Annotated in this window: 20 protein-coding genes and 1 tRNA gene; 16 read left to right on the forward strand and 5 right to left on the reverse strand. The window is 40.7% G+C overall.

The genetic code is table 11. The features are described from left to right. Nucleotides 1-54 precede the first annotated feature (54 nt). On the forward strand, nt 55-735 hold the full coding sequence (locus QRN39_RS02835) for a hypothetical protein (RefSeq protein ID WP_284906179.1): 681 nt from the start codon (nt 55-57) through the stop codon (nt 733-735). Between the two features lie 127 nt (nt 736-862). Continuing rightward, nucleotides 863-936 (forward strand) — tRNA-Gly (locus tag QRN39_RS02840). 99 nt (nt 937-1,035) lie between these two features. Here the strand turns inward: QRN39_RS02840 and QRN39_RS02845 are convergent. Next, nucleotides 1,036-1,632 (reverse strand): hypothetical protein, encoded by a 597-nt coding sequence (locus tag QRN39_RS02845; protein ID WP_284906180.1) that lies wholly within the window; start codon nt 1,630-1,632, stop codon nt 1,036-1,038. An 83-nt stretch (nt 1,633-1,715) separates the two neighbouring features. On the opposite strand from QRN39_RS02845, the gene queG reads away from it, so the two are divergent. The 9 genes from queG (at nt 1,716) to QRN39_RS02890 (ending at nt 11,632) form a co-directional block, all read left to right on the forward strand. After that, nucleotides 1,716-2,864, forward strand: coding sequence for a tRNA epoxyqueuosine(34) reductase QueG (queG, locus tag QRN39_RS02850; RefSeq protein WP_106029965.1), 1,149 nt, complete (start codon nt 1,716-1,718; stop codon nt 2,862-2,864). 61 nt (nt 2,865-2,925) lie between these two features. Continuing rightward, nucleotides 2,926-3,828, forward strand: coding sequence for an amidase domain-containing protein (locus QRN39_RS02855; protein ID WP_137054864.1), 903 nt, complete (start codon nt 2,926-2,928; stop codon nt 3,826-3,828). Between the two features lie 43 nt (nt 3,829-3,871). Next, nucleotides 3,872-4,345 (forward strand): tRNA (uridine(34)/cytosine(34)/5-carboxymethylaminomethyluridine(34)-2'-O)-methyltransferase TrmL, encoded by a 474-nt coding sequence (gene trmL / locus QRN39_RS02860; protein WP_003211950.1) that lies wholly within the window; start codon nt 3,872-3,874, stop codon nt 4,343-4,345. 518 nt (nt 4,346-4,863) lie between these two features. Beyond that, nucleotides 4,864-6,759 (forward strand): PrkA family serine protein kinase, encoded by a 1,896-nt coding sequence (locus tag QRN39_RS02865; protein WP_284906181.1) that lies wholly within the window; start codon nt 4,864-4,866, stop codon nt 6,757-6,759. Nucleotides 6,760-6,898: 139 nt separating this feature from the next. Then, on the forward strand, nt 6,899-8,062 hold the full coding sequence (gene yhbH / locus QRN39_RS02870) for a sporulation protein YhbH (RefSeq protein WP_003211440.1): 1,164 nt from the start codon (nt 6,899-6,901) through the stop codon (nt 8,060-8,062). Between the two features lie 363 nt (nt 8,063-8,425). Further along, nucleotides 8,426-9,058 (forward strand): biotin/lipoyl-containing protein, encoded by a 633-nt coding sequence (locus QRN39_RS02875; protein WP_003211200.1) that lies wholly within the window; start codon nt 8,426-8,428, stop codon nt 9,056-9,058. 39 nt (nt 9,059-9,097) lie between these two features. Next, the gene (locus tag QRN39_RS02880) at nt 9,098-10,717 is read left to right on the forward strand and encodes a DHA2 family efflux MFS transporter permease subunit (protein WP_050945441.1); all 1,620 of its coding nucleotides are present in this window, start codon (nt 9,098-9,100) and stop codon (nt 10,715-10,717) included. A 17-nt stretch (nt 10,718-10,734) separates the two neighbouring features. Continuing rightward, nucleotides 10,735-11,259 carry a flavodoxin family protein gene (locus tag QRN39_RS02885; RefSeq protein WP_003210946.1) on the forward strand — a complete coding sequence of 175 codons (525 nt, stop codon included), beginning with the start codon at nt 10,735-10,737 and terminating at the stop codon, nt 11,257-11,259. A 13-nt stretch (nt 11,260-11,272) separates the two neighbouring features. Further along, a complete protein-coding gene (locus tag QRN39_RS02890) occupies nt 11,273-11,632 on the forward strand; it encodes a hypothetical protein (protein WP_268459691.1) in 360 nt (119 codons plus the stop codon). A gap of 112 nt (nt 11,633-11,744) precedes the next feature. Here the strand turns inward: QRN39_RS02890 and cspB are convergent, their stop codons facing one another. After that, the gene (gene cspB / locus QRN39_RS02895) at nt 11,745-11,945 is read right to left on the reverse strand and encodes a cold shock-like protein CspB (protein WP_003212277.1); all 201 of its coding nucleotides are present in this window, start codon (nt 11,943-11,945) and stop codon (nt 11,745-11,747) included. Between the two features lie 217 nt (nt 11,946-12,162). Beyond that, nucleotides 12,163-13,248, reverse strand: a complete 1,086-nt coding sequence (locus QRN39_RS02900; protein ID WP_003211754.1) for a GGDEF domain-containing protein — start codon at nt 13,246-13,248, stop codon at nt 12,163-12,165. Nucleotides 13,249-13,428: 180 nt separating this feature from the next. On the opposite strand from QRN39_RS02900, the gene QRN39_RS02905 reads away from it, so the two are divergent. Continuing rightward, complete coding sequence (locus QRN39_RS02905; protein WP_284906182.1) at nt 13,429-13,728, forward strand: hypothetical protein; 300 nt, start codon at nt 13,429-13,431, stop codon at nt 13,726-13,728. A gap of 34 nt (nt 13,729-13,762) precedes the next feature. Here QRN39_RS02905 and QRN39_RS02910 read toward each other — a convergent pair whose 3' ends face one another. Then, the gene (locus tag QRN39_RS02910) at nt 13,763-14,161 is read right to left on the reverse strand and encodes a hypothetical protein (protein ID WP_050945440.1); all 399 of its coding nucleotides are present in this window, start codon (nt 14,159-14,161) and stop codon (nt 13,763-13,765) included. A gap of 151 nt (nt 14,162-14,312) precedes the next feature. On the opposite strand from QRN39_RS02910, the gene QRN39_RS02915 reads away from it, so the two are divergent. Then, entirely contained in the window at nt 14,313-14,822 is a 510-nt protein-coding gene (locus QRN39_RS02915) for a YhcN/YlaJ family sporulation lipoprotein (RefSeq protein WP_003211812.1), read from the forward strand. 156 nt (nt 14,823-14,978) lie between these two features. Continuing rightward, entirely contained in the window at nt 14,979-15,854 is an 876-nt protein-coding gene (locus tag QRN39_RS02920) for a hypothetical protein (RefSeq protein ID WP_310427296.1), read from the forward strand. A gap of 29 nt (nt 15,855-15,883) precedes the next feature. Here QRN39_RS02920 and QRN39_RS02925 read toward each other — a convergent pair whose 3' ends face one another. Then, nucleotides 15,884-16,528, reverse strand: coding sequence for a spore coat protein (locus QRN39_RS02925; protein WP_284906184.1), 645 nt, complete (start codon nt 16,526-16,528; stop codon nt 15,884-15,886). 144 nt (nt 16,529-16,672) lie between these two features. Between QRN39_RS02925 and QRN39_RS02930 the strand changes: the two genes are divergently transcribed. Continuing rightward, a complete protein-coding gene (locus QRN39_RS02930; protein ID WP_268494156.1) occupies nt 16,673-20,053 on the forward strand; it encodes a CheR family methyltransferase in 3,381 nt (1,126 codons plus the stop codon). Nucleotides 20,054-20,139: 86 nt separating this feature from the next. After that, nucleotides 20,140-23,043, forward strand: coding sequence for a 5'-nucleotidase C-terminal domain-containing protein (locus tag QRN39_RS02935; RefSeq protein WP_284906185.1), 2,904 nt, complete (start codon nt 20,140-20,142; stop codon nt 23,041-23,043). Nucleotides 23,044-23,073 lie beyond the last annotated feature (30 nt).

A 23,073-nucleotide genomic window follows, 5' to 3' on the forward strand; every position in this document is an offset into this window, starting at 1 on the left:
TGTCTAACCAAATTTTAGTATAATAGAAAATAAAAAACATCAAAGGGGATCTCAATGTTAAAAAAATGGAGTGTTCTTATATCCACTGTTTTTCTATTAGCAGGATGCGGCGAGAAGGCTGCAGAAACATTGACGACAGAGAAGACGGTATCAGAAAAACCTGCAACAGACAAAAATAAGGAAACAGCAACTCAAGATGAAATAACTGTCGAACCTATGAAACTAACAAAAAATGAAAAAAATCTTCTGAAATCATTATCAGATGAATCATTTGAAGCGATGACAGTGAAGGGACTAAAAGAAAGTGTTAAAAGTGTTTCCTTAATGGGTATGCATTACAAGGATGGACAATTATTGAAAGAAGATACAAAAAAAATCACCATGAAACTTCATCAAAATGGTGTCGATAACAGTGTGAAATTTATCTATCAGCTAGAAGAGAAAAAAGATGATCTGCTAAATGTAACGTATAGCTTGTGGAAAGATAAAAAGCAGAGCGAACAAACGAAGCTCGCAACTAGCGTGGATTTTAAACAGGACGTGGGAGGAAACACAACGATAACAGAGGCAAATCTTTTTCATATGTCTCCTGGAGAGAAAAAATTAATTTCTACTACCATCACAACTGGAATGAACTATGAGTTTTCTGGTTTAACAGATTCTGAAAAGAATCTAAAAGAAGAATTAAAAGGTGTGAAGCAGGCTTATTTGGTGTATTTGCAGCTCGATAAATAACTATCGTAATATATACGGAGAATATGAAATTTTTTGACGAAAAATCTTCATATTCTCTTGACGAATTGTTAAGAAAGTTGTAACATAATAAAGGTCAACGCGATGACGTTGCTTTTTATAAATTGATGCGGGTGTAGTTTAGTGGTAAAACCTCAGCCTTCCAAGCTGATGTCGTGAGTTCGATTCTCATCACCCGCTCCAATACATAATTTTTGTTAATAACGCAGTATTTCGTTTCTTAGATAAACGAAGTGTTGCGTTTTTTATTATGTCAGTATAATGTGAAAAAGCACTGTCAAGCTACAGTGCTTTTTCAATAAATTCATATTTACTTTCTCCACCATGTATTTGTACAAACATCTTCGTCAAGGATTGGATGAGAGCTTCACTCTTTTCCCGGGAAATAGATGGCGGAAACAGAATGATTTGCACAATGTTTTTTGTGTCTTGAGAAATGTGTGCTTTACTTGGTTGAGAAAATAATCCCTTAAGTCCTGCGTTGTCCTGCCATTTAATGTAACCACTCTCATGTTTTGCTAGTGAAAGCGGCTCTTCTATGCGATCAGCATCGAATGTCAGGATAGGCAAGAAATATTTTAAAGAGAAAAAGATCGACAAATCCTGTACGGAATTGGTCGAGTCAATAAATTGTTCCTTTTGGATATCAGCAAGAATTGGCAGGAAAGGAACGTCTTTTAAAAGGTCCGTCCATTCTTTGATTGCTGGTACTTCTTCTAAGACTTTATCTTCGTATTCAAAGAATAAAGATTCTTGAAACAGGCGGAGCCGGCCTTTTAACATTTGAGGGGATGTGCCAACTTCAATATGCGAATATTCAATCTGTCCAACATGGATAGACGGGTTGTCAGGATGAGAAATTTCCATATGTATCTTCACAGTGACTCACTCCAATCGGTCATGATACACTCGTATTATACTGAAAACAATAGAAGAAACAAAGAAAGGAGGTTTGCAAGGTGATTCATGTTGGAGAATTAAAAGAAGAATTGATTCAATATGCGAAAGAAATTGGTGTCGATAAAATCCGATTTGCAAGTGCTGATACATTTGATTCATTAAAAGATCGCCTCATCTTACATGAATCGTTAGGGTATTTGTCAGGCTTTGAAGAGCCTGATATCGAAAAACGAACAAACCCTTCTTTGCTGCTTCCGAAGGCCAAATCAATTGTTGCGATAGCGCTCGCGTATCCTTCCAAAATGAAAGATGCTCCTCGAAGTACAAAGGATGCAAGAAGAGGGATCTTTTGCCGTGCTTCTTGGGGAACAGACTATCATGTTGTGCTGAAAAAAAAGCTCGATATGCTCGAGGAATTCTTGCGAAGCAAACATGTCGATATACGAACAAAATCAATGGTGGATACAGGGGAGCTGTCCGATCGTGCAGTAGCGGAACGTGCTGGCATAGGTTTTAGTGCGAAGAACTGTATGATTATCACGCCAGAGTTTGGGTCTTACGTGTATTTGGCTGAAATGATCACAAATGTCCCATTTGAACCGGATGAAAAAATTGAAGACCAGTGCGGAACGTGTAATAAATGTGTTGATTCGTGTCCAACTGGTGCACTTGTAAATCCAGGACAGCTGAATTCCCAGCGATGTATTTCCTTTTTAACGCAAACGAAAGGATTTTTGCCTGACGAGTTTCGTTCGAAAATAGGAAATCGTTTATATGGGTGTGATACGTGCCAAATTGTCTGCCCGATCAATAAAGGGAAGGACTTTCACCTGCATCCTGAAATGGAGCCGGACCCTGAAATTGCGAAGCCGCTCTTAAAGCCGCTTCTTACGATCAGTAATCGTGAGTTTAAGGAAAAATACGGTCATGTTTCAGGTTCATGGCGGGGGAAAAAGCCAATTCAGCGAAATGCGATTTTGGCACTTGCTCACTTTAAAGATACATCTGCCTTACCCGTGTTGATTGATTTGATGCACAAGGATCCAAGGCCTGTTATTCGAGGCACGGCTGCTTGGGCAATTGGGAAAATTGGCGACGAGCAGCTACTCCCAGAGCTGGAAAAAGCCCTTGAGCGGGAAAGTGATGAGGAAGCGAAACAAGAAATTGTCAAAGGGATTGAGTTTTTACAGACACCTTTAAATACTAAATAACATCTCTGTGAACATAGAATGAACCAAACAGAGATTTTAAAAAAAGTTTGGTGGTGTCTGTGTGAAACAATTATTAGAGCAAACATTAGAAGACAGGCTTGGTTATTTATTAAATGGAAGTGCAATCAAACAGCCGCAGCTCATGTCTGATGTGGAAGCAGTCGAACGGAAAAAAGAGCTTTTTGCTAGAAGACAGGTGGAGATTGTCAAGGCGAAGGCGAAAGCAACACTCCTAGATTCAACGATTCAGGATGATGGGGCTCAGCATGTGCAGTATCTTGCTCATCTCACTTATGTATGCAAGGATGTAGACGATTCTTTTTATTTAGAGGAACAAGTAGAAAAAAGAGAAGCGTTCCTTTACAACGACATGCTTGTGAAAGATCGGATAATGTTAGAAAAGCGGCAAATGGAAGAGCAGGTGGATGAGCGCTTTCAGACCGAAGAACAGTTTGGGAGAGCCTTTCACTATGACCGGCGGGCAGCCGTACAATATGCGGAGACGTACTGGAATAAACGAAATCCCGCCTATAAAAACTTCGAAGATAACTGCACAAATTTTATTTCACAATGCTTGAAGGCAGGGAATGCGCCAACGAGAGGGTATCCGAACCGCGGATCTGGCTGGTGGGTGCGGCCGCACACGTGGAGCTATAGCTGGACGGTGGCTCATTCGATGAAAAATTATTTAGCGAATTCGAAAGCGGGTTTAAGAGCAAAGAAACTCAAGGAAGCGCAGGAGCTTCAAATTGGTGATGTCATTTGCTACGATTTTGAGGGAGATGGCAGGTATAATCATACAACCATTGTCGTCGATCACGATAAAGGCGGAATGCCTCTTGTGAATGCTCAGACATATGACAGCCGAATGCGTTATTGGTCGTATGAGGATTCGACCGCCTATACACCAGCTATTCGTTATACGTTTTTTCACATTTTGGACGATGCCGCGAAGGATAGTTAATGGTATAATGTTGAGCGGAAAAGAAAATTAGAGGTGAACTTTTTTGGGACTTCATGTCGTTTTATATCAACCAGAGATTCCAGCTAATACTGGAAATATTGCGCGTACATGTGCAGCAACAAATACAACCCTTCATCTGATTCGTCCGCTTGGTTTTTCGACAGATGATAAAATGCTGAAGCGTGCAGGACTCGATTATTGGAAATATGCCAATGTCGTCTATCATGACTCGCTTGATGAATTGTTTGAGGCTCATCCGAAGGGACAATTCTTCTATATCACAAAATTTGGCCAAAAGCCGCATACGACATTTGATTACTCTCAGTTAGATGAAGATTACTTCTTCGTTTTTGGCAGAGAGACAAGTGGATTGCCGAAAGATTTGATCGAGCGGAATATGGACCGCTGTCTTCGTTTACCGATGACAGAACATGTTCGTTCTCTGAATCTATCGAATACGGCAGCGATTCTTGTGTATGAGGCACTTCGACAGCAGCAATATCGAGATCTGATATAAGGTCAAGAAGAAAGCTGGGATACCAATCTCGGCTTTTTTTATATGAGATAAGGAACAAAATATGATTTGTTCAGTCTATTTTTTGACATATTGAAAAAATCGAAGCACAGTGAATATGCAAGTGCTAAAAACAACGAACTAAATGAAAAAAGGATGTTCCGCTCATGGAACATCCTTTTTTTCATTTACCAGGCTTGCCTTCGTAGCCAGCTGTGAAAATGGATACTAAAAACGTAATGATGACGCCCATCATAATGACCGTTCTCATATAAGCTCCCCCTTATCCCTTTGTTTCTATCGCTGCCTGTTTCATATGATGTGAAGTTCGCCTTGAAAAGCAGGAGAAGAAGATCATTTTTCTCCTGTTTTTCCTTTATTATGAAGGGTCTTGCGGATGGTTGTCAATTCAGTTTGCCAATTCGTCATTTTGAAGAACGAAAGCATGTAATAGGACGCCTCCGCATAGATTGTAAAACAGTATCTGATTACTTGCTTCAATCTTGAAAGAGGAGGTTCATATGGATATTTTAAAGAAAATCGAACAGCACAGAGAAGAAGAGCAGCGTCTTAAATGGGAAGGCACATTTGGCGAGTATTTAGACATTATAAAGGAAAATCCACTTGTCGCTCAATCTGCTCATTCTCGCGTTTATCATATGATTAAAGACAGCGGGATTGAAGAGGAGAATGGGGTCAGAACGTACAAATTTTTTGATCAGGAGCTTTTTGGATTAGAGGAATCATTGGAAAGATTAGTGGAGGAATACTTTCACCCTGCCGCCAAGCGCCTCGATGTGAGGAAGCGTATTTTGTTATTGATGGGACCAGTGAGCGGGGGGAAATCTACGCTTGTTACTAGGCTGAAAAGAGGACTAGAGGAATATTCACTGACAGATCATGGCGCAGTCTATGCGATCAAAGGCTGCCCGATGCATGAAGATCCGCTTCATCTTATTCCGCAAAATCTGCGGGAGGATTTCTATAGAGAATATGGCATTCGTGTGCAGGGGAATTTGTCCCCTCTGAATATGATGAGGCTGGAAGAGGAATATGGCGGACGAATTGAGGATGTAAGGGTTGAACGGATCTTCTTCTCAGAGGATAAACGGACCGGTATTGGTACCTTTAGTCCGTCTGATCCGAAATCTCAGGACATTGCTGATTTAACAGGAAGCATCGATTTTTCAACCATTGCTGAATTTGGCTCAGAGTCAGATCCAAGGGCCTACCGCTTTGATGGAGAACTCAATAAAGCCAACCGAGGGATGATGGAGTTTCAGGAGATGTTAAAGTGTGATGAGAAGTTTCTATGGCATCTTCTGTCATTAACGCAGGAAGGAAATTTTAAAGCAGGCCGTTTTGCCTTGATTAGTGCAGATGAATTGATCGTTGCTCATACGAATGGAACCGAGTACCGGTCGTTTATTTCAAATAAAAAGAACGAGGCCTTGCATTCAAGAATTATTGTGATGCCGATTCCTTATAACTTGAAGGTGACAGAGGAGGAACGCATTTATCATAAAATGATTTCAGAAAGTGATGTTTCTGATGTGCATATTGCCCCGCATACGCTGAAAGTAGCAGCGATGTTCTCCATTTTGACAAGACTCAAAGAGCCGAAGCGTTCTGATATTGATTTGGTGAAAAAAATGCGTCTGTATGACGGAGAAAGTGTCGAAGGCTTCCAATCTGCTGATATTGATGAGATGAAAAAGGAATTTCATGATGAAGGGATGAGCGGAATTGATCCGCGATATGTGATTAACCGCATTTCCTCCACTATTATCCGGAAGAATATGGAGTCGATCAATGCGCTGGATGTTCTTCGTTCGTTAAAAGAAGGACTCGATCAGCATCCGTCTATCTCAAGCGAGGACCGGGAGCGCTATTTGAATTTTATTTCTGTTGCGCGAAAAGAGTACGACGATATTGCCAAGAAGGAAGTACAAAAGGCATTTGTGTATTCCTATGAGGAGTCTGCGAAAACACTGATGGATAATTACTTAGATAATGTCGAGGCCTATTGCAACAAAAACAAGCTGCGTGATCCGTTAACCGGTGAAGAAATGAATCCTGATGAAAAGCTTATGCGTTCAATTGAAGAGCAGATCGGAATTTCTGAAAATGCGAAAAAGGCATTTAGAGAAGAAATTCTGATTCGTATTTCGGCTTATGCGAGAAAGGGCAAACGCTTTGATTATAATTCCCATGAGAGATTGCGTGAGGCGATTCAGAAGAAGCTGTTTGCTGATTTAAAAGATGTGGTGAAAATCACGACATCAACGAAGACACCGGATGAACAGCAGCTGAAGAAAGTGAATGAAGTAGTGGCTAGATTAATTGATGAACATGGCTATAATTCAACAAGTGCAAATGAACTTTTAAAATATGTAGGCAGTCTTCTTAATCGTTAATAAATGAAGGAGGCATTATTGGCGCACCTGCACCGGTAATGTCTTTTTTAGAAATGACCGTCAACTTGGGTGACGAGCAGCATAAGATAAAGGAATCGGTGGTTAGAAGAATTGTGCAAACAGGTGAGGAGGGGGATGGATGTCCCGGCAAGAAAAAAGTCAGTTTATTGTATCTCAGGAAGACTGGTCCCTCCATCGAAAAGGCTATGACGACCAGCAGCGTCATCAGAAAAAGGTCAAAGAAGCGATTAAAAACAATTTGCCGGATCTTGTCACAGAAGAAAGCATTATCATGTCTAACGGAAAAGATGTTGTGAAAATTCCAATTCGTTCGTTAGATGAATATAAAATTCGGTACAACTACGATAAAAATAAGCATGTGGGTCAAGGTGATGGAGATAGCGAGGTAGGCGATATTGTCGCACGTGATGGATCAGACAGTAAGCAAGGGCAAGGAAAGGGGCAGAGCGCAGGAGATCAGGCTGGAGAGGATTATTACGAAGCAGAGGTCTCATTAATGGATCTTGAGGAAGCGCTGTTTCGGGAATTAGAGCTACCAAACCTTAAACAAAAGGAGCTTGACGACATTATTGTCGAGCAAATTGAGTTTAACGATATTCGCAAAACCGGGTTAACAGGGAATATTCATAAAAAACGAACGATGCTCTCAGCATTTAAACGAAATGCAATGACAGGCAGTCCTTCCTTTTATCCAATCTACCCAGAGGATATCAAATATAAGACGTGGAATGAAGTGACCAAACCAGAGTCGAAAGCCGTCGTTTTGGCAATGATGGATACGAGCGGAAGTATGGGACTTTGGGAAAAATATATGGCGAGAAGTTTTTTCTTTTGGATGACACGTTTCTTACGGACAAAGTATGAGACGGTCGATATTGAATTTATTGCCCATCATACAGAGGCGAAGGTTGTAGATGAAGAGCATTTCTTCTCGCGCGGCGAGAGCGGGGGGACGATTTGCTCCTCTGTCTATCGAAAAGCACTAGAGCTCATAGACGAACGTTATCCGCCATCACGATATAATATTTATCCTTTTCATTTTTCTGATGGAGACAATCTGACCTCAGACAATGCACGGTGCGTAAAGCTAGTTTCTGAAATTATGAAAAAAGCCAATTTATTCTGTTATGGTGAAGTGAATCAATACAACCGGCATTCTACATTAATGTCAGCATATAAGCATATACAGGATGAGAAATTTAAGCATTATATTTTGAAGCAAAAATCAGATGTTTTTCTCGCCCTAAAAAAATTTTTTCAGCAGGAAGAAGTTCTTTCGTAAATAGCACATTTGAAAAAACCTTTCAGCATAAGGGCTGAAGGGTTTTTTGTATGGAGAAGGAAGGGATCACCAGAAAAAAAGTAAAACTTTCTCTTTGACATTTCAATTTTCATTTATTAATATTTAATCTTGTTAAATATAAGTTTTTCAAAAAAGATGCCGATCGTCTTTTCTTCTTTTTCTACTCTTTGCTCATGAGTGAACAATAAGTATAAATGGGCTGCACACCATTATTCATGCGGGGAAGATGAAGGAGATATAACAGTTTTATGAGCTTGCTTCATATTCTGTCAGATGATGGGCATTCTAAGTTTGCTAAAGCAGATGACACTATATTTTTATACATGAAAGGAGAAACAAAACATGAACAGAGGGCGTTTATTGCTAACGAACATTATTGGCCTTATTGTAATTCTTGCCATTATTGCCGGAGGTGCTTATTACTACTACGAAAGCACAAATTTTGTCAAAACTGACGAGGCGAAAGTGACAGGTGACATGTATCAAATCACAGCACCAGCAGCTGGACAAATCAAAGGCTGGGATATCAATGAAGGTGACGAAGTGCAAAAAGACAGCACAGTTGCAAAAGTTGAAGGAGAAACAAAAACAAACATTAAATCAGTGGCTGATGGCACATTAGTCAAAAAAGAAGTACAAAACAATCAACAAGTGCAGCCTGGTACAGTTCTTGGTGAAACGATTGATTTAAGCAAGCTTTACATCACAGCGAATATCAAAGAAACAGATATTAAAAACATTGAAAAAGGCGACAAAGTTGACATCGTCGTAGATGGTGATCCTGATACAACATTTGAAGGAACAGTTGAACAAATTGGTTATGCGACAAACTCAACATTCAGCATGCTGCCAGCAACAAATTCAAGTGGTAACTATACAAAAGTCACACAAAAAGTAGCAGTGAAAATTTCAATTAAAAATCCATCAGACAAAGTACTTCCTGGTATGAATGCTTCTGTCAAAATTTCATCTTAATGATGATTGATATCAAAAAATGAAAGGAGGTTGTCTGAGATGGCAAATCAACCTGCAGCAACAAAACAGGGAGCAGGCTCCTTGTCTTTACTGATCATTTTAATGGCCGGCTTGTTCGTAGCGATTTTGAACCAAACACTTCTGAACGTAGCCATGCCCCATTTAATGACTGAATTTAATGTGAGTGCAACGACGATTCAGTGGCTTACAACAGGTTATATGCTTGTCAACGGTGTGCTGATTCCGTTATCTGCGTTTTTAATCACACGCTTTGGACAGCGCAGCTTATTCTTAGTTGCCATGATCTCGTTTACACTAGGGACCTTTATTTGCGGGATTGCGCCGAACTTTTCAACGATGCTTATCGGTCGTTTGATTCAGGCAATCGGCGGCGGTATTCTGCAGCCGCTTGTGATGACAACAATCCTTTTTATTTTCCCTCCTGAAAACAGAGGGAAAGGAATGGGGATTTTCGGTCTTGCAATGATGTTTGCTCCAGCGGTAGGACCAACATTATCTGGTTACATTATTGAACATTATTCTTGGCGTATTATGTTTTATGGACTTGTTCCAATCGGAGCAATTGTCATTATCGCGGCTTTCTTTATGTTTAGAAATATTGTAGAGCCTAAAAAGATCAAGCTGGACGGCCTTGGTGCGATTCTTTCCATCGTTGGTTTTGCTTCGCTTCTATACGGAGTGAGTGAAGCCGGAAGTGATGGCTGGACAGATCCGATCGTCTTATCGACGATTATTGTTGGTGCGATTGCGATCATTCTCTTTATTTTCCAACAGCTGAAAGTTGATAATCCGATGCTTGATTTCCGTGTGTTTAAATACAGCATTTTCTCATTATCAAGTGTTATTAATATTATTATTACAGTTGCCTTATACACTGGGATGTTCTTACTTCCGATTTATCTGCAGAACCTCGTTGGATTTACGGCATTGCAATCCGGGCTATTAATGCTTCCGGGGGCACTTGCGATGCTGATTATGTCCCCGATTTCAGGGATTTTGTTTGATAAATTTGGACCTCGTCCGCTTGCGATTGTGGGGATGCTCATTACCGTTGTCACCACATTCGAGTTTACAAGGCTGACCATTGATACATCATATAGTCACATTGTACTCATGTATGCAGTGCGTGCATTCGGTATGTCACTCCTTATGATGCCGGTGATGACAGCTGGGATGAACCAATTACCACAGCACTTAAACAGCCATGGTACAGCGATGTCTAATACATTAAGACAAATAAGCGGTTCGATCGGTACGAGTTTGATCACAACGATTTATACGAATCGGACAACATTCCATTATTCCAATATGGCGGATCAAACAAATACAGCGGACCCATTCTTTATGAATTCATTCCAGGCGGCTGTGTCGAATGTGATGCATCATATGGGCATGACAGCTGAAGCTGCTCAAAAATATGTATCCACCCAGCTCTTTACGAAAGCACAGGTTGATTCAAACGTAATGGGTATCAATGATGCTTACATGTGGGTAACGTTATTCTGTGCCGCTGGTGTCATTCTTAGCTTGTTCCTGCGTGATGTACGTAAGGATAAAAAGCGAAAAGATCAGCAGCATAAAAAACAAGAAATAACACTGCTTCCAGCACCTAAGGAAGCAAACCAAGATGCAAGATAAGTGTGGAGGGACCGTACATGAAAATTTATGTCGTATACGATAGTGAAGGTAACCATACAAAAGCACTGGCAGAAGCAATTGCAGCAGGCGCAGGTGAAACAGAGCAGGCTGAAGTATTCGTTGATCACGTGAAAGATGCGGATATTCGCAAGCTGGATCAAATGGATGCGATCATTTGGGGCTGCCCTGGTCACTTTGGGACCATTAGTGCTGGATTAAAGACATGGATTGACCGTCTTGGCTACCTATGGGCAGAGGGAAAACTAATCGATAAAGTCGGTGCCGTTTTCTGTACAACTGCTACAACGCACGGCGGTTTAGAAATGACGATGCATAATTTGATTACACCAATGTTCCACCAAGGGATGCTTGTCGTTGGTCTTCCTGGAAATGTGCCAGAAAATGCTTTATACGGCTCTTACTATGGAGCAGGTGTGACATGTCCGATTGATTCTGATGAAGTGATTTCGACAGAAGGCATTGAACTCGGGAAAGCATTAGGAAGACGTGTAGCATCAGTCACTGCGTCATTTAAGCGATAAGGAGAGGGTTCTTTTGGCGACGATTATTGTAGCGTTAGTAGCTGCTGTTCTAGTCATTATCGGATTAGTAGCATTCAATGTCAGACACGCTTCGGTCGAGAAGAAAGAGATCAATGAAGATGTGCCCAAACAGCCTGACGTGCCCCGTAGCGAGTCAGAAGTTGCGGCGAGACCTGTAGAGCCTGAAGTAGAAGAGGAAGCGTCAACACCTTCTCAAACGGATGAACGAGTGTCTGGTGATGATTTCTATAGACAGGCGCTTCAAAAGTTTAAGCAGCCAGAACCACCTGTCAAAGAAGAAGAGCCAGAAACTAAAATGAATGATGATATGTATCGTTCTGCTTTGCAGAAGCTAAAGCAGAACGACAAATAAAAAAGAGAACCTCTCGTCAGGTTCTCTTTTTTTATAGCACAAAAAAACCGCCGGCAGAAGCCGGGCGGTTTTCCTTCACTCTATAAAGTGCTAAAGAGCAGATGCTCTTAAATTACGCTTTGTTAACGTTAGCAGCTTGTGGTCCACGGTTACCTTCAACGATTTCGAAAGAAACTGCTTGACCTTCTTCTAAAGTTTTGAAGCCTTCGCCTTGGATAGCAGAGAAGTGAACGAATACATCGTCTTGACCTTCTACTTCGATGAATCCGAAACCTTTTTCAGAGTTGAACCATTTTACTTTACCTTCTAACATGAAATTTCCTCCTAAAGCGATCTTAACGCTTAAATTCACTATTCTTGCTCTTACACAAACTTCAAAGACGAAAACTCTTTCAAAACTTTCTTCTTAAAGATGATACGAACAAAAATAATTACCTTTACTTTACCAGTGTTTGCGGGAAAAAACAACTGTTATCCAAAAACTTTTTTAAAAATAATTAGCGCTAACAAATTGAGGAAAAAGCCTATGTTCATTGGCCTCTTTTTCTCCCTGAGAAGCTCACTTGATTTCGGCCAGACTGCTTCGCTTTATAGAGCTCTTGGTCAGCTATAATCGGTAATTGCTTGATATTTGGACTTGTCCCGGGGAAATACGCACACCCAAGTGATACTGTAATATGAATGGACATGCCATTTTGTAAATAAATCGGCTGATCTGCTATTTTTCTTCGTAAGCGTTCTGCAATCTGCCATGTTTTTTCAACTGTACAATTGGGTAGAAGGACGGCAAATTCCTCACCGCCAATTCGGCCAATATAATCTGAGCTTCTTGTGTTTTTCATCAGCCTTTTTCCGATTTCTTTTAAAACCATATCTCCCTCATGATGTCCATATTGGTCATTGATGGATTTGAAGTAATCGATGTCTAAGTAAATAAGGGATATTTGATGGATAGGCTGCTTAAATTTCATCGAAAAAGCATCATTTAAGACCTCATCGAACTTCCGCTTATTTAAAACACCTGTTAAAAAGTCATAATGAGCTTGGAATTTATACAAATTTAACAGCTGATATGCTTTTGTTTGATGCTCAATGACGTAAAAGTTAAACAGTCCTGCAACATATGAGAACATCCAATAAGCAAAATGCAGTTCAAATGATGTCTCATGCACGATCATGATAAACAGGCTTGTGGCAATGACATTACCTAACGTAATGGACAAAAGCATTTTCATAACTTGATTCATATGGCGCTCAGCAATTAAAAAAGAAGCTGTTGCGATGATCATCATGGAAAAAATATTGATGAAAGAAGCGACGTTGGCTTCGATTAATAATCGACCAATGATTACAACACAGGCTGCAATGATGGTTTGGGCGATGCCTCCATAAAAGGCCGTTAAAATAAGGGGGATATGTCTTAAATCGATGATGGCTGGTCCTGCTTTGATAGAGAAGAACATTAAGAGGACACCGAGTAACCCAGAAAGAATGCCTTTGAATAGTTGTCTGAGCAGGGTATCTTCTTTCTTAAGAAAATTCTCTTTAAACACAAGCAGAAATAGATAATGAAAAGTGACAAGAATTGTTAAATTAATAAAGAGGTCTCTTAGCAAAATTAAATCACCTTTTTAAAATTACTAAAATTTGTTGCAAAAGAAAAGGGGAAAAAGGATAATTAATAAAAATTTCACTTATAAGGGGATCGAAACATATGCGAGGAAAACGCTTCCCAGATAAAACGGACTGGCTTTCTTTTTTTTGAAACGGAGCCAGATGAAAGGTTCGAGAAAGGGATGCCTATTGAATATCAAAGCCTGACATTTCGATTTGAGAATCAAGACGAGCGTTTCGTTGTCACGATGTACCTTGGAAGTCAAGAATTTACGTTAAAAGCTGTTCGAAAAAAAGATGGATCTGTTTTAGGCATCTATGATTTTAAAACCGTGCAACATGTAGAGATAAAAAAAGACAAGCAATACGAAAAAGAGCTTTTAATCATAGTGGAAGCTTATGGCGATTTTATCACAACAGTTGAAATCACCTTTTTACCTTTCTTCTCTGTGATGATGAAAGAACATTTTTCAGGAGAATAAACAGGAGCCTCTATTCATAAAGGCTCCTGTTTTCTTATTTGTGCTCGATGTCATTGATCACTTGCTGGATTGATTCATCATCCATCACATTCATGACACTTTCATCAATATGAAGAGACTGTGCATAAGACTCTCTTGGCTGATGGTTTCTTGATGTCGATTGGTGCTGATTCGTATGATTTGGCTGTACAGCAGTGAATGCCTGCTTCATCATTTGTCCGATTTCCGCAGTGCCCTTTGATTCTTTCTGTGCGTGTGACTCTTGTCGAGACGATTCATGGTGCTGTTGATCTTTTCCCTTCATCATTGAAGACATATTCATTTGCGTCATGCTTTTCAGTCTTCTTCGTAAAACTGGGGAAAATAATGCAATGATGGCTGTAGATGCTGCGATCATTGCGCCAGTGCTCATGCCTTTTCTTTTTTTAAACAAACGAATCCCTCCATTTGATCGTGATGATTCTTCTTCATCATGTTTAGGATGACCAAACAAAGCTGAATTATGAATTCAATTCGCTTAAAGAGAGGATGTATGCATAAAAAGCCGACTGGATGAAAAACCTAAGAGCAAAAGGAGGGAATAAATGATGAATAAGAAATGGATGCTATCTTTACTACTCGTTCCAGCATTGATTACCACTGGATGTGGTATGAACAACCAGGGCGATGAGCGAAGAGGAACAATGAAACGACAGTATGAAAATGTCACATATAAGAATGACAACATGAGGCAGGATCAGCCAGATGTTCAAACACCTCAGAAGGTCAAAGTGGCAGATAAAGCGTCAGAGCTAGTAGCCAACATGTCTGAAGTAAAAACAGCGAACGTACTTGTTACAGGAAAGAATGCATTTGTTGCCGTTATGCTTGAAGGCGATAAAAGCGGTAATGTAACAGAAGATTTGAAAAAGAAAATTTCTGATAAAGTCAAATCAACGGATCAACAAATCGACAATGTGTATGTATCTGCGAATCCAGACTTTGTCGATCGTATGGAAGGGTACGGAAAACGTATTAGAAGCGGAGAGCCCATCTCAGGATTTTTCGATGAATTTACTGAAACGGTCAGACGTGTCTTCCCTGAATCAAAATAACTACGACAAAAGCCGTATGTCATATGCGGCTTTTTTGTTTGGAACCGCACCTTGCGCACCTGACTGCATAAAGTAAAAAATATATCACCTCTTGTTGATCTTTGTTTCTTCATAGAAAGAGAAAGAGGCTGCAGGATGAATTCAGGTGGGGAGCAAATGAAAGCCAAGCCGTCATTGATTCATAAAAAGCTTGTAGGCGGAATGATAGCAGCAGGTCTCATTTTTTATGCTTTCACCGCATACTTGATTTATGTTGCGTTTCAGCTGACAGGACAATATTTAGAGCAGCAGTCTTCTCCTAAAACGATTTTAACGGAGGGACTCAATAAGCAAGTCTATGAACATATTAGAATATACTATGCAGAGGAAGAGGACGCTTTTGTTGATTTAACAATTGAGGCCATGGATCAGGCAAAGAAGAGGACAGCGTCAGTATTTCAATTTGAAACTGACAAACCTTTAGACATTATTTATTTTGATGATAAAGAGACAATCGAGCAATTTGCAGGAATTAAGCATATTACGGGTTTTTACTCCGATCATGATCAAATGATAGGGTTATATCCAGATAAGCGGGAAGCATTATTGAAGAAAGAGACACTCCCTTTATACTTTTTCAACACGTTATTGATTCATGAATATGCTCACTTTGTTTTCTATGAAAAAGTTCATTCTTACGAAGTGTCTTCGGTGATCTTTCCCCTTTGGTTCCATGAGGGAACAGCAGAATGGACGGCCTATGACGTGTTAAATGCCACGTCTGAACGGTTCGACGTCATTCCCTTTCAATTTCTTCATTCCGATCAAGATTGGCAGGACTCCCGAATGACGTATGAGACAGATGTTTATGTGCAAAGCTACTATATGATTTATGAGCTCGTGCAGCTTTATGGACGAGACGTCATACATGAGATTATGGAGGAAACGGCGAAGACTGGCCGTTTTGATAGAGGTTTTGAACAAGCGACAGGACAACGTTTGGCAGATTTTGAAGAGCAATTTAAACTGAGTTATCAAAGAAAAAACGGCTGACCTGAGGATATAGGTCGGCCGTTTTTTGTTTAATGAAGCGGTTTTTGCTGATTGGCTTTGTTTGGCGGCATTTGAACTTGGCCCTTCATTGGGGCAAATGTAGACGTCATCGCCTGCATATCTTGAGCTGTAAGCTGCGGAACTTGATAATAGCTATGTTTATTTTGATATAAGAAAATTTCATACGCCATTTCAATAAAGTTCGGAATTTGCGCTGCAAGCACACGTCGCACCACAGGGTTTGTTACCTCTAGTGCAGTCATTGAAAGTAATCCAGCATGTGATTTCACGAGACCTAGCATATGCCCTGTAATTCCCGAGTCCTTTACATCCTGTAACGATTGATTTGGCTTCTTAGGCTGAGATGGTTTTATTCCGTATGTCACCTCTGTTTGTTCTTTCATCATATACGTAGATGTTTCTTCACTAGGCTTTTGACCAGTAGAAAAACAATCTACCGTGACATTATACTGTGACAATACAAATTGATATTGTCGATCTAAAATGTCGGATAATACGGGATCTTGGATGAATTGGCGAAAGATCATGTATTGATCCAAAATATTAATGGTCCCTGCTAATACTTCATGTAAATCAAATAACTCATGCCCGCCATGATTGAATTGGGGCTGCTGGACATTTCCTTGAACGTTTGTCTGCTGATCGTTTTGCATAGAGATTCCTCCTATTGTTTATACATTCTGTTTTAATGTGAGGAAGTTTTCCTTCTTTCATGCAAAAAACATTATTTACAATTAGAGGGTTTTCTTCCTTTTTGTCGAAAAAAAGTATCAGACGAATGAACATGGGGGTACCAGATGCAGGACAAAATCATTAATCGTTTGATAGAAGACGAACATGTGCAGGCACCAGTGATTGGCATCGGTGTTTCGCCGTTTGAACAGCATCATCTTGAGGCTTTTTTTCAATCATTTCCACATGAACTAAATGCCTCTTTTATTGTTGTACAAAATCATGTGACAGGCGATTGTATAACTGATTTGGAAGCACTTGTTTTACCGATTGGCTACCGGGCAAAAACGATTAAACATGGTGAGAAAGTCATGAAGAAGACGATTTATTTTTGTCCACAGCATGCGGTAGTGACGTTAACAGAAGATCAGCGGTTGCACCTATCAGAGCAGCTGCCGGCGTGCATGGCTTGCTCTGTGGACTTGCTTTTTCAGTCTCTTGCCAGCGTTCAAAAGGAGGAGGCATATGCGATTTTCTTTCAAAAAGGTCATTGCGTGGGAAGTGGCTTGCTTCAGTTGGTTGAGCAGGGCGGTACAGTTTTATCGTGCAGTGAGGAAGAAAGTGGTTTTGACACTTTGTATCAACAAACATTCAAAGACCCTTCAACCCTTGCGGCATATATCGCAAATATCATCAACGTCCCGCATCTCGATGAGGCAGATCCTGTTTTACTGAGAATTATTGAACGTCTTGAAATGTATAAAGGCATTGCTTTTTCAACCTATCAAAAGAAAAGGCTGCTATCTGTCATTCAAAAACGAATGAATGTTGCAAAAAAACGGATTTCATTGTTAGCAGAGTACGACTACTTATTAGAAAGAGAACCAGATGAGCTTGACCTTCTGCACGCTCAGCTTCTAAGCGGCATGACATCTTTTTTTAGAGATATGGAGGCTTTTCATGTATGTGAACATCAGATCATTCCGTCGATCATTGAAAATGCGGTGAAAAACGGGAAATCTCGATGCCGTATTTGGATTGCAGGATGTTCGACAGGAGAGGAAGCGTATTCTTTTACGATCTTATTTTTAGAAGAAATGAAGCGAAGACAAGTGACCATTGAACTTCAAGTATTTGCAACAGATATCAACCGGAAAGCCATTCAAACAGCTAGTAAAGGTCTTTACTCAGTAGAGTCTATGGCAAGGATGCCGGAAAAATGGCGGGCACGATATTTCGAAAGGAAAGGTGACGCTTTTATTGTGAAGCAGTCGCTTAGAAAACATATTGTCTTTGCACCTCACAATTTATTGATCGATTCACCTTTTATCCACCTCGATTTTATCAGTTGCCGAAATGTTCTGATGTACTTCCAGCCTGAAGTGCAAAAACGAGTATTGTCCCGATTCCAATATGCTTTAAAAGATCAAGGGATGTTGATATTAGGGCCAAATGAAACTGTACCCAATATCCCTCGTTTGTTTCATTTGTTCAATGAAAAATGGAACATTTACACCCATTCAAACGTTTCAAAACCACATGTCCCTTGGACACCAGACGCTCGTGATATCGAGTTGAAAGCGCGAGCCGAACAATATATGCAAGAAGTAAGCAAGGATTATGATGCATGTATGGTCATCAACGATAGTGACAAAATCCTGGCAGTATCAAAGGGTGCGTATTCTTTTTTAGATCATACAGAAGTGTCAGATCAATCATGTGAATATGTGACACCAGATTATATGAAAGAGATGCTCAGTCAAACCTTTCAAAAGGTTTGGACAGACGAGACAGAGGTTGTGTTTCAACATGTTCTCATTTCGGAAAAAGGCAGCAAGCAATATGCAGATTTTACCGTGAAAAGTTTTGACCGCCGTTTTAAGGGAGTTTACGTCATTCTCATTCGAATGAATGAGAGAGGAAAAAATCAAAAGAACGGCAGGGACATAGGGATGTCAGATCAGAATTCAGTCTATCAACAGCGTATTGTCGATTTGGAAAATGAACTCAATGAAGTCAAACAAAAGGAGCAGGAGGCAAGGGCTCAATTAAAAGCAAAACACACGCAATTAGAGGAGCTTGAGAAAAAACACGAACATTATATAAATATCATAAACAACTTGAGGGTGACAAGAGAAGAACTGTACAAACCCTCTGTCAAGCCGGAGCTTGCAACGCTGTTTGTGGACAGGGACATGAATATACGCTATTACACTCCTACAGCTGCCTCTTTATTTACTTCTGCGAAAATCAGACATCAGCAATCCTTTCAGTCGATGGCTAAAAAGCTTACGCAGGAAACGCTCTATCATGATATCCAATCCGTCATATCGGATAGGCGCGCGATCGAACGTGAAATTGAAACGAACGAAGGCGAGCAATTCACCGTTCACATCACACCCATCTACGATGAAGAACGTGAAGGAGCAGTGATGACCTGGATTAAAATGACTGAAGTAACGAAAATCAAGCAGTCGCTTCATCTAGCGGTGACGGCACTTGATAACAGCCATATTCATATTGTTGTGGCAACTGAGGAAGGTGTCATCCAATGCGTGAATCAGCGTTTCTGTCAGTTTGTCCAGCAGCATGAATATGACCTGATCGGCAAAGATATTTTTTCTGTCTATCATTCGCTATGTCAATGTGATGATTTAGAGAAACAATGGAAGGTTTGTTTAAGAGAGGGCAGCTGGACAGGTGAACTATACTTTCAAGATTTATCTGGACGTGAACGATGGGAGAGAGTCTCTTTACACCGAATTGATGACCCTGACAAAATGCAGTCAACCGTCATGCGGATTTCAGAGGATATCACCAATCAAAAGCAGTCAGAGAAGATGCTGATGAAATCTGAGATGCTGTCAGCAGTAGGGCAGCTTGCAGCAGGCATCGCTCATGAGATACGGAACCCGCTGACCTCATTAAAAGGGTTTTTACAGCTGATGATTCAAAGTAAGAAGTATCAGAAAGATTATGCAGATGTGATGATGTCAGAGTTTAATCGGCTCGAGTCGATTATTAATGAATTCCTCGTTCTTTCGAGAAGCAAATCGGTGAAATTTGAACCGGTACATGTCAATCTTCTGCTCGAAGAAGTGATCATGGTCGTTGAATCCCAGGCGGTCTTAAAAGGCGTGTCCATTCAGAAAAAGCTGTCTCCGTCGCTCCCTAACATTCAAGGCATTCCGAATGAACTGAAACAAGTCTTCCTAAACATCCTTAAAAACGGAATAGAAGCGATGGATGGTGTGACAGGCGTCATCAAGGTGACCTCTCTCATGAAAGATCAGCAAATGATGTTGATCTTTGAAGACCAAGGAAAGGGAATACCAGAGGACGAAATAGGGAAACTCGGTGAACCATTTTATACAACAAAAGAAAAGGGGACAGGCCTTGGTTTAATGATGACCATTAAAATCATTGAAAGCCATGGCGGCACCATTCGTTTTGAAAGCAAAAACTTTGAGGGGACACGAGTGATTATTACCTTTCCGATGAGTTAAAAAAGACAAGTTTTACATGAAATCCATTCAACATCAATATTTACTTTGTACACTATGAGAGATGAAGCACAAAGGGGAGAGGTCTAATGAAACGAATGCTGTCTATCCGAATGATTTGTTGTTTGGTTTTGGTGATCTTTAGTTTGCAATCCTTATTGCCTGGTATGTCCGCAGGGAGCGAGGTCAATGCATCTGAAAAGAAAGAAATGGTGTGGAAACAAAAAAAGATTGTGCAGATCAAAAAAGCCCGTCAGCTCATAGGAGAGACCGTGACAGTGAGCGGAATTGTGACAGCAGATCAATCAGCTGTAGGCAATGGGAAACTGTCCACATACATTCAAGACAAATCAGCTGGAATCAATGTTTATTCAGCTCAGCCCAATCACTTCCCGGAACTAAAAGCAGGGATGAAGGTGACAGTGACTGGTAAAATCACGTCTTATAAAGGACTGATTGAAATTGTGCCAGATCAAGGCAGTCTGAAGATAGATGCTGTGAACCAAACCTTGCCAAAGGCGAAGCGAGTGTCTGTGAAGCAGCTAGAAACGGAACAAGCAGGTAAACATGAAGGAAGACTAGTAAAGGTCAAAGGCTATGTAGAGGCAAAACCAGCGCAGCCGGCTGGCGGTGGATACAATGTGGTGATCATCGATAAAAAATATCACAGCACCACTCTGAGAGTGATGGTCGATACGAATGCGATTGATAAAGTAAAGACAGGAAAATGGTACGAGTTTACAGGGGTGTTAAGCAGATATGATACGTTGCAGGTGCTTCCAAGACATAAGGATGATATGAACCTGCTGAAACGCCAGCCAAAGCCGCCAAAGTTGAAGAAAGAATACAAAGCAACGGTTGACCGTGTGGTGGATGGAGATACGATACATCTAAAGAAGCCCGTTTTAGGTACAACAAAGGTGCGTTTTGTGAATATGGACACGCCGGAAACGTATCATCAGCCAAAAAGCGAATTAGACAAAAACCAATTGCGTTTTGGACAGCAAGCGACTGACTATTTAAAAACACTACTTTCGAGCGGTGACCAAGTCACATTAAAGATTGGTCCTGAAGCGAAAGATAACTATGGACGTCTTTTAGCTCAAGTAAAAACCAAAAAAGGGTTAAATACAAATCTAGAGCTTGTGAAAAAAGGATATGCCCCTACTTATTTCATCTGGCCAGTTGGAGATGAAAAGGACTATCATACGTTTCAAAAAGCAGTAAAAGAAGCAAAGGAAAAAGGACTGGGCATATGGAACGAAGCAGACCCTCTGCTGGAACAGCCATTTGAATTTAGAGCACGTGAACAGAAAAAAGGACTGACACGCTATGTTGGTGATTCATCTGTCAAAACCTACGTGTCCCCTGACAAATGGAAAGAAATCGATGTGGATAAACGGGTCTTTTTTGCTTCCAAAGAAGAAGCAGAACAGGCTGGTTATCAGCCGGCAAAGGATGCGGACGACGTACCATTAACGATTTTAAGTTTGAATGATTTACATGGTAAAATTGATCAAGAATACGAACTGGATGTAAAAGATGATGGCAATAAAGGCATGTACGGGCGGATGGATTATGTCGCGGCCTATATGAAGCAAAAACAAGCAGCGCACAAAAATACGATCACGGTCCATGCTGGAGATATGATTGGCGGGAGCTCTCCAATATCTTCTCTTCTGCAAGATGAACCAACAGTTGAACTCATGGAGAACATTGGCTTTGATGTCGGCACGGTCGGCAACCATGAATTCGATGAAGGGGTAGACGAGCTATTGCGTATCTTAAATGGCGGAGATCATCCTAAAGGCACAAAGGGGTATGACGGACAGAACTTTCCGCTCGTTTGTGCGAACTGTGAATACAAGGATACTGGCAAACCGCTTTTACCGGCTTATGAAATCATCGATGTCGAAGGAATCCCAGTCGCATTTATCGGCGTTGTGACCAAGTCAGCCGCAGGAATGGTCATGCCAGAAGGGATTAAAGACATTCAGTTTACAGATGAAGTCAAAGCTGTGAATGAAGCCACGAAGGAACTAAAACAAAAAGGAGTTAAAGCCATAGCGGTTTTAGCTCATATGACAGCCTCTCAAAATGGGGATACGATCACCGGAGAGAGTGCAAAGCTTGCAAAAGAAGGTGATGATGAAATTGACGTCATCTTTGCAGGGCATAATCATGAAGTGGTCAATGGAGAGGTCAATGGAAAATTAATTGTGCAAGCCTTTGAATATGGAAAGGCGATTGGCGAAGTCAATGTGACACTTGACCGTAAAACGAAGGATATCGTCAAAAAGAGTGCGAATATCCAGTATGTAGATCAAGCTGGTATAGAAAAGGACAAGGAAGCAGCAGACATTTTGGCTCATTACGGGAAAGAAGTGGAGCCGATTATTAGTGAGGTTGTTGGAGAAGCCGGGGTCAAAATGGAAGGCGGCTATTCAAATGATGGAGACACGCCGCTCGGTAATTTGATTGCGGATGGTATGAGATATTCAATGAAAAGTGACTTTGCCATGATGAATGGAGGCGGCATTAGACAAAACCTTGAAAAAGGGCCGATAACGTGGGGAGATCTCTTTAATATTCAGCCATTTGGCAACGTTTTAGTCAAACTAGAGATCAAGGGAAAAGACTTAGTAGAGATCATAGAAGCACAAATTTCTCCACAATTTGGACCAGATTATAGCATTTCAGGCTTTTCATATTCCTATGATCCTGTAACATATAAAGTAGTCGACTTGATGCTGCCAGACGGTTCAGCAATAGCTCTCGATCAAGCGTATACACTCACTGTGAATAACTTCATGGCAACAGCAACTGGCAGTAAATATGCACCAATAGGCAGGCTTGGGCAAAACCCTGAAACAGGCCCAGAAGACTTAGAAGCCACTGTCGATTTTGTGAAAAGCTTTGAAGGAGCTTCCATTGTGTATCAAAAAGAGGGACGAATTCAAAAAGCAAAACAAGAGGAAAAAGCAGCAAGCTAAAGAGAGCGTATCATCTAAGAGAAATGTAAC

The organism is Bacillus sp. lyk4-R2A-2, assembly GCF_030209735.1.
GTDB lineage: Bacteria > Bacillota > Bacilli > Bacillales > Bacillaceae > Bacillus > Bacillus pumilus.

What these genes read in the sequence shown, in the direction of transcription:
- cspB (WP_003212277.1), bottom strand. Translation starts at nt 11,945, where the DNA reads ATGTTAGAAGGTAAAGTAAAATGGTTCAACTCTGAAAAAGGTTTCGGA.
- QRN39_RS02905 (WP_284906182.1), top strand. Translation starts at nt 13,429, where the DNA reads ATGCCTATTGAATATCAAAGCCTGACATTTCGATTTGAGAATCAAGAC.
- QRN39_RS02935 (WP_284906185.1), top strand. Translation starts at nt 20,140, where the DNA reads ATGAAACGAATGCTGTCTATCCGAATGATTTGTTGTTTGGTTTTGGTG.
- QRN39_RS02865 (WP_284906181.1), top strand. Translation starts at nt 4,864, where the DNA reads ATGGATATTTTAAAGAAAATCGAACAGCACAGAGAAGAAGAGCAGCGT.
- yhbH (WP_003211440.1), top strand. Translation starts at nt 6,899, where the DNA reads ATGTCCCGGCAAGAAAAAAGTCAGTTTATTGTATCTCAGGAAGACTGG.
- QRN39_RS02925 (WP_284906184.1), bottom strand. Translation starts at nt 16,528, where the DNA reads ATGCAAAACGATCAGCAGACAAACGTTCAAGGAAATGTCCAGCAGCCC.
- QRN39_RS02920 (WP_310427296.1), top strand. Translation starts at nt 14,979, where the DNA reads ATGAAAGCCAAGCCGTCATTGATTCATAAAAAGCTTGTAGGCGGAATG.
- QRN39_RS02875 (WP_003211200.1), top strand. Translation starts at nt 8,426, where the DNA reads ATGAACAGAGGGCGTTTATTGCTAACGAACATTATTGGCCTTATTGTA.
- QRN39_RS02835 (WP_284906179.1), top strand. Translation starts at nt 55, where the DNA reads ATGTTAAAAAAATGGAGTGTTCTTATATCCACTGTTTTTCTATTAGCA.
- QRN39_RS02930 (WP_268494156.1), top strand. Translation starts at nt 16,673, where the DNA reads ATGCAGGACAAAATCATTAATCGTTTGATAGAAGACGAACATGTGCAG.
- QRN39_RS02915 (WP_003211812.1), top strand. Translation starts at nt 14,313, where the DNA reads ATGATGAATAAGAAATGGATGCTATCTTTACTACTCGTTCCAGCATTG.
- QRN39_RS02880 (WP_050945441.1), top strand. Translation starts at nt 9,098, where the DNA reads ATGGCAAATCAACCTGCAGCAACAAAACAGGGAGCAGGCTCCTTGTCT.
- QRN39_RS02885 (WP_003210946.1), top strand. Translation starts at nt 10,735, where the DNA reads ATGAAAATTTATGTCGTATACGATAGTGAAGGTAACCATACAAAAGCA.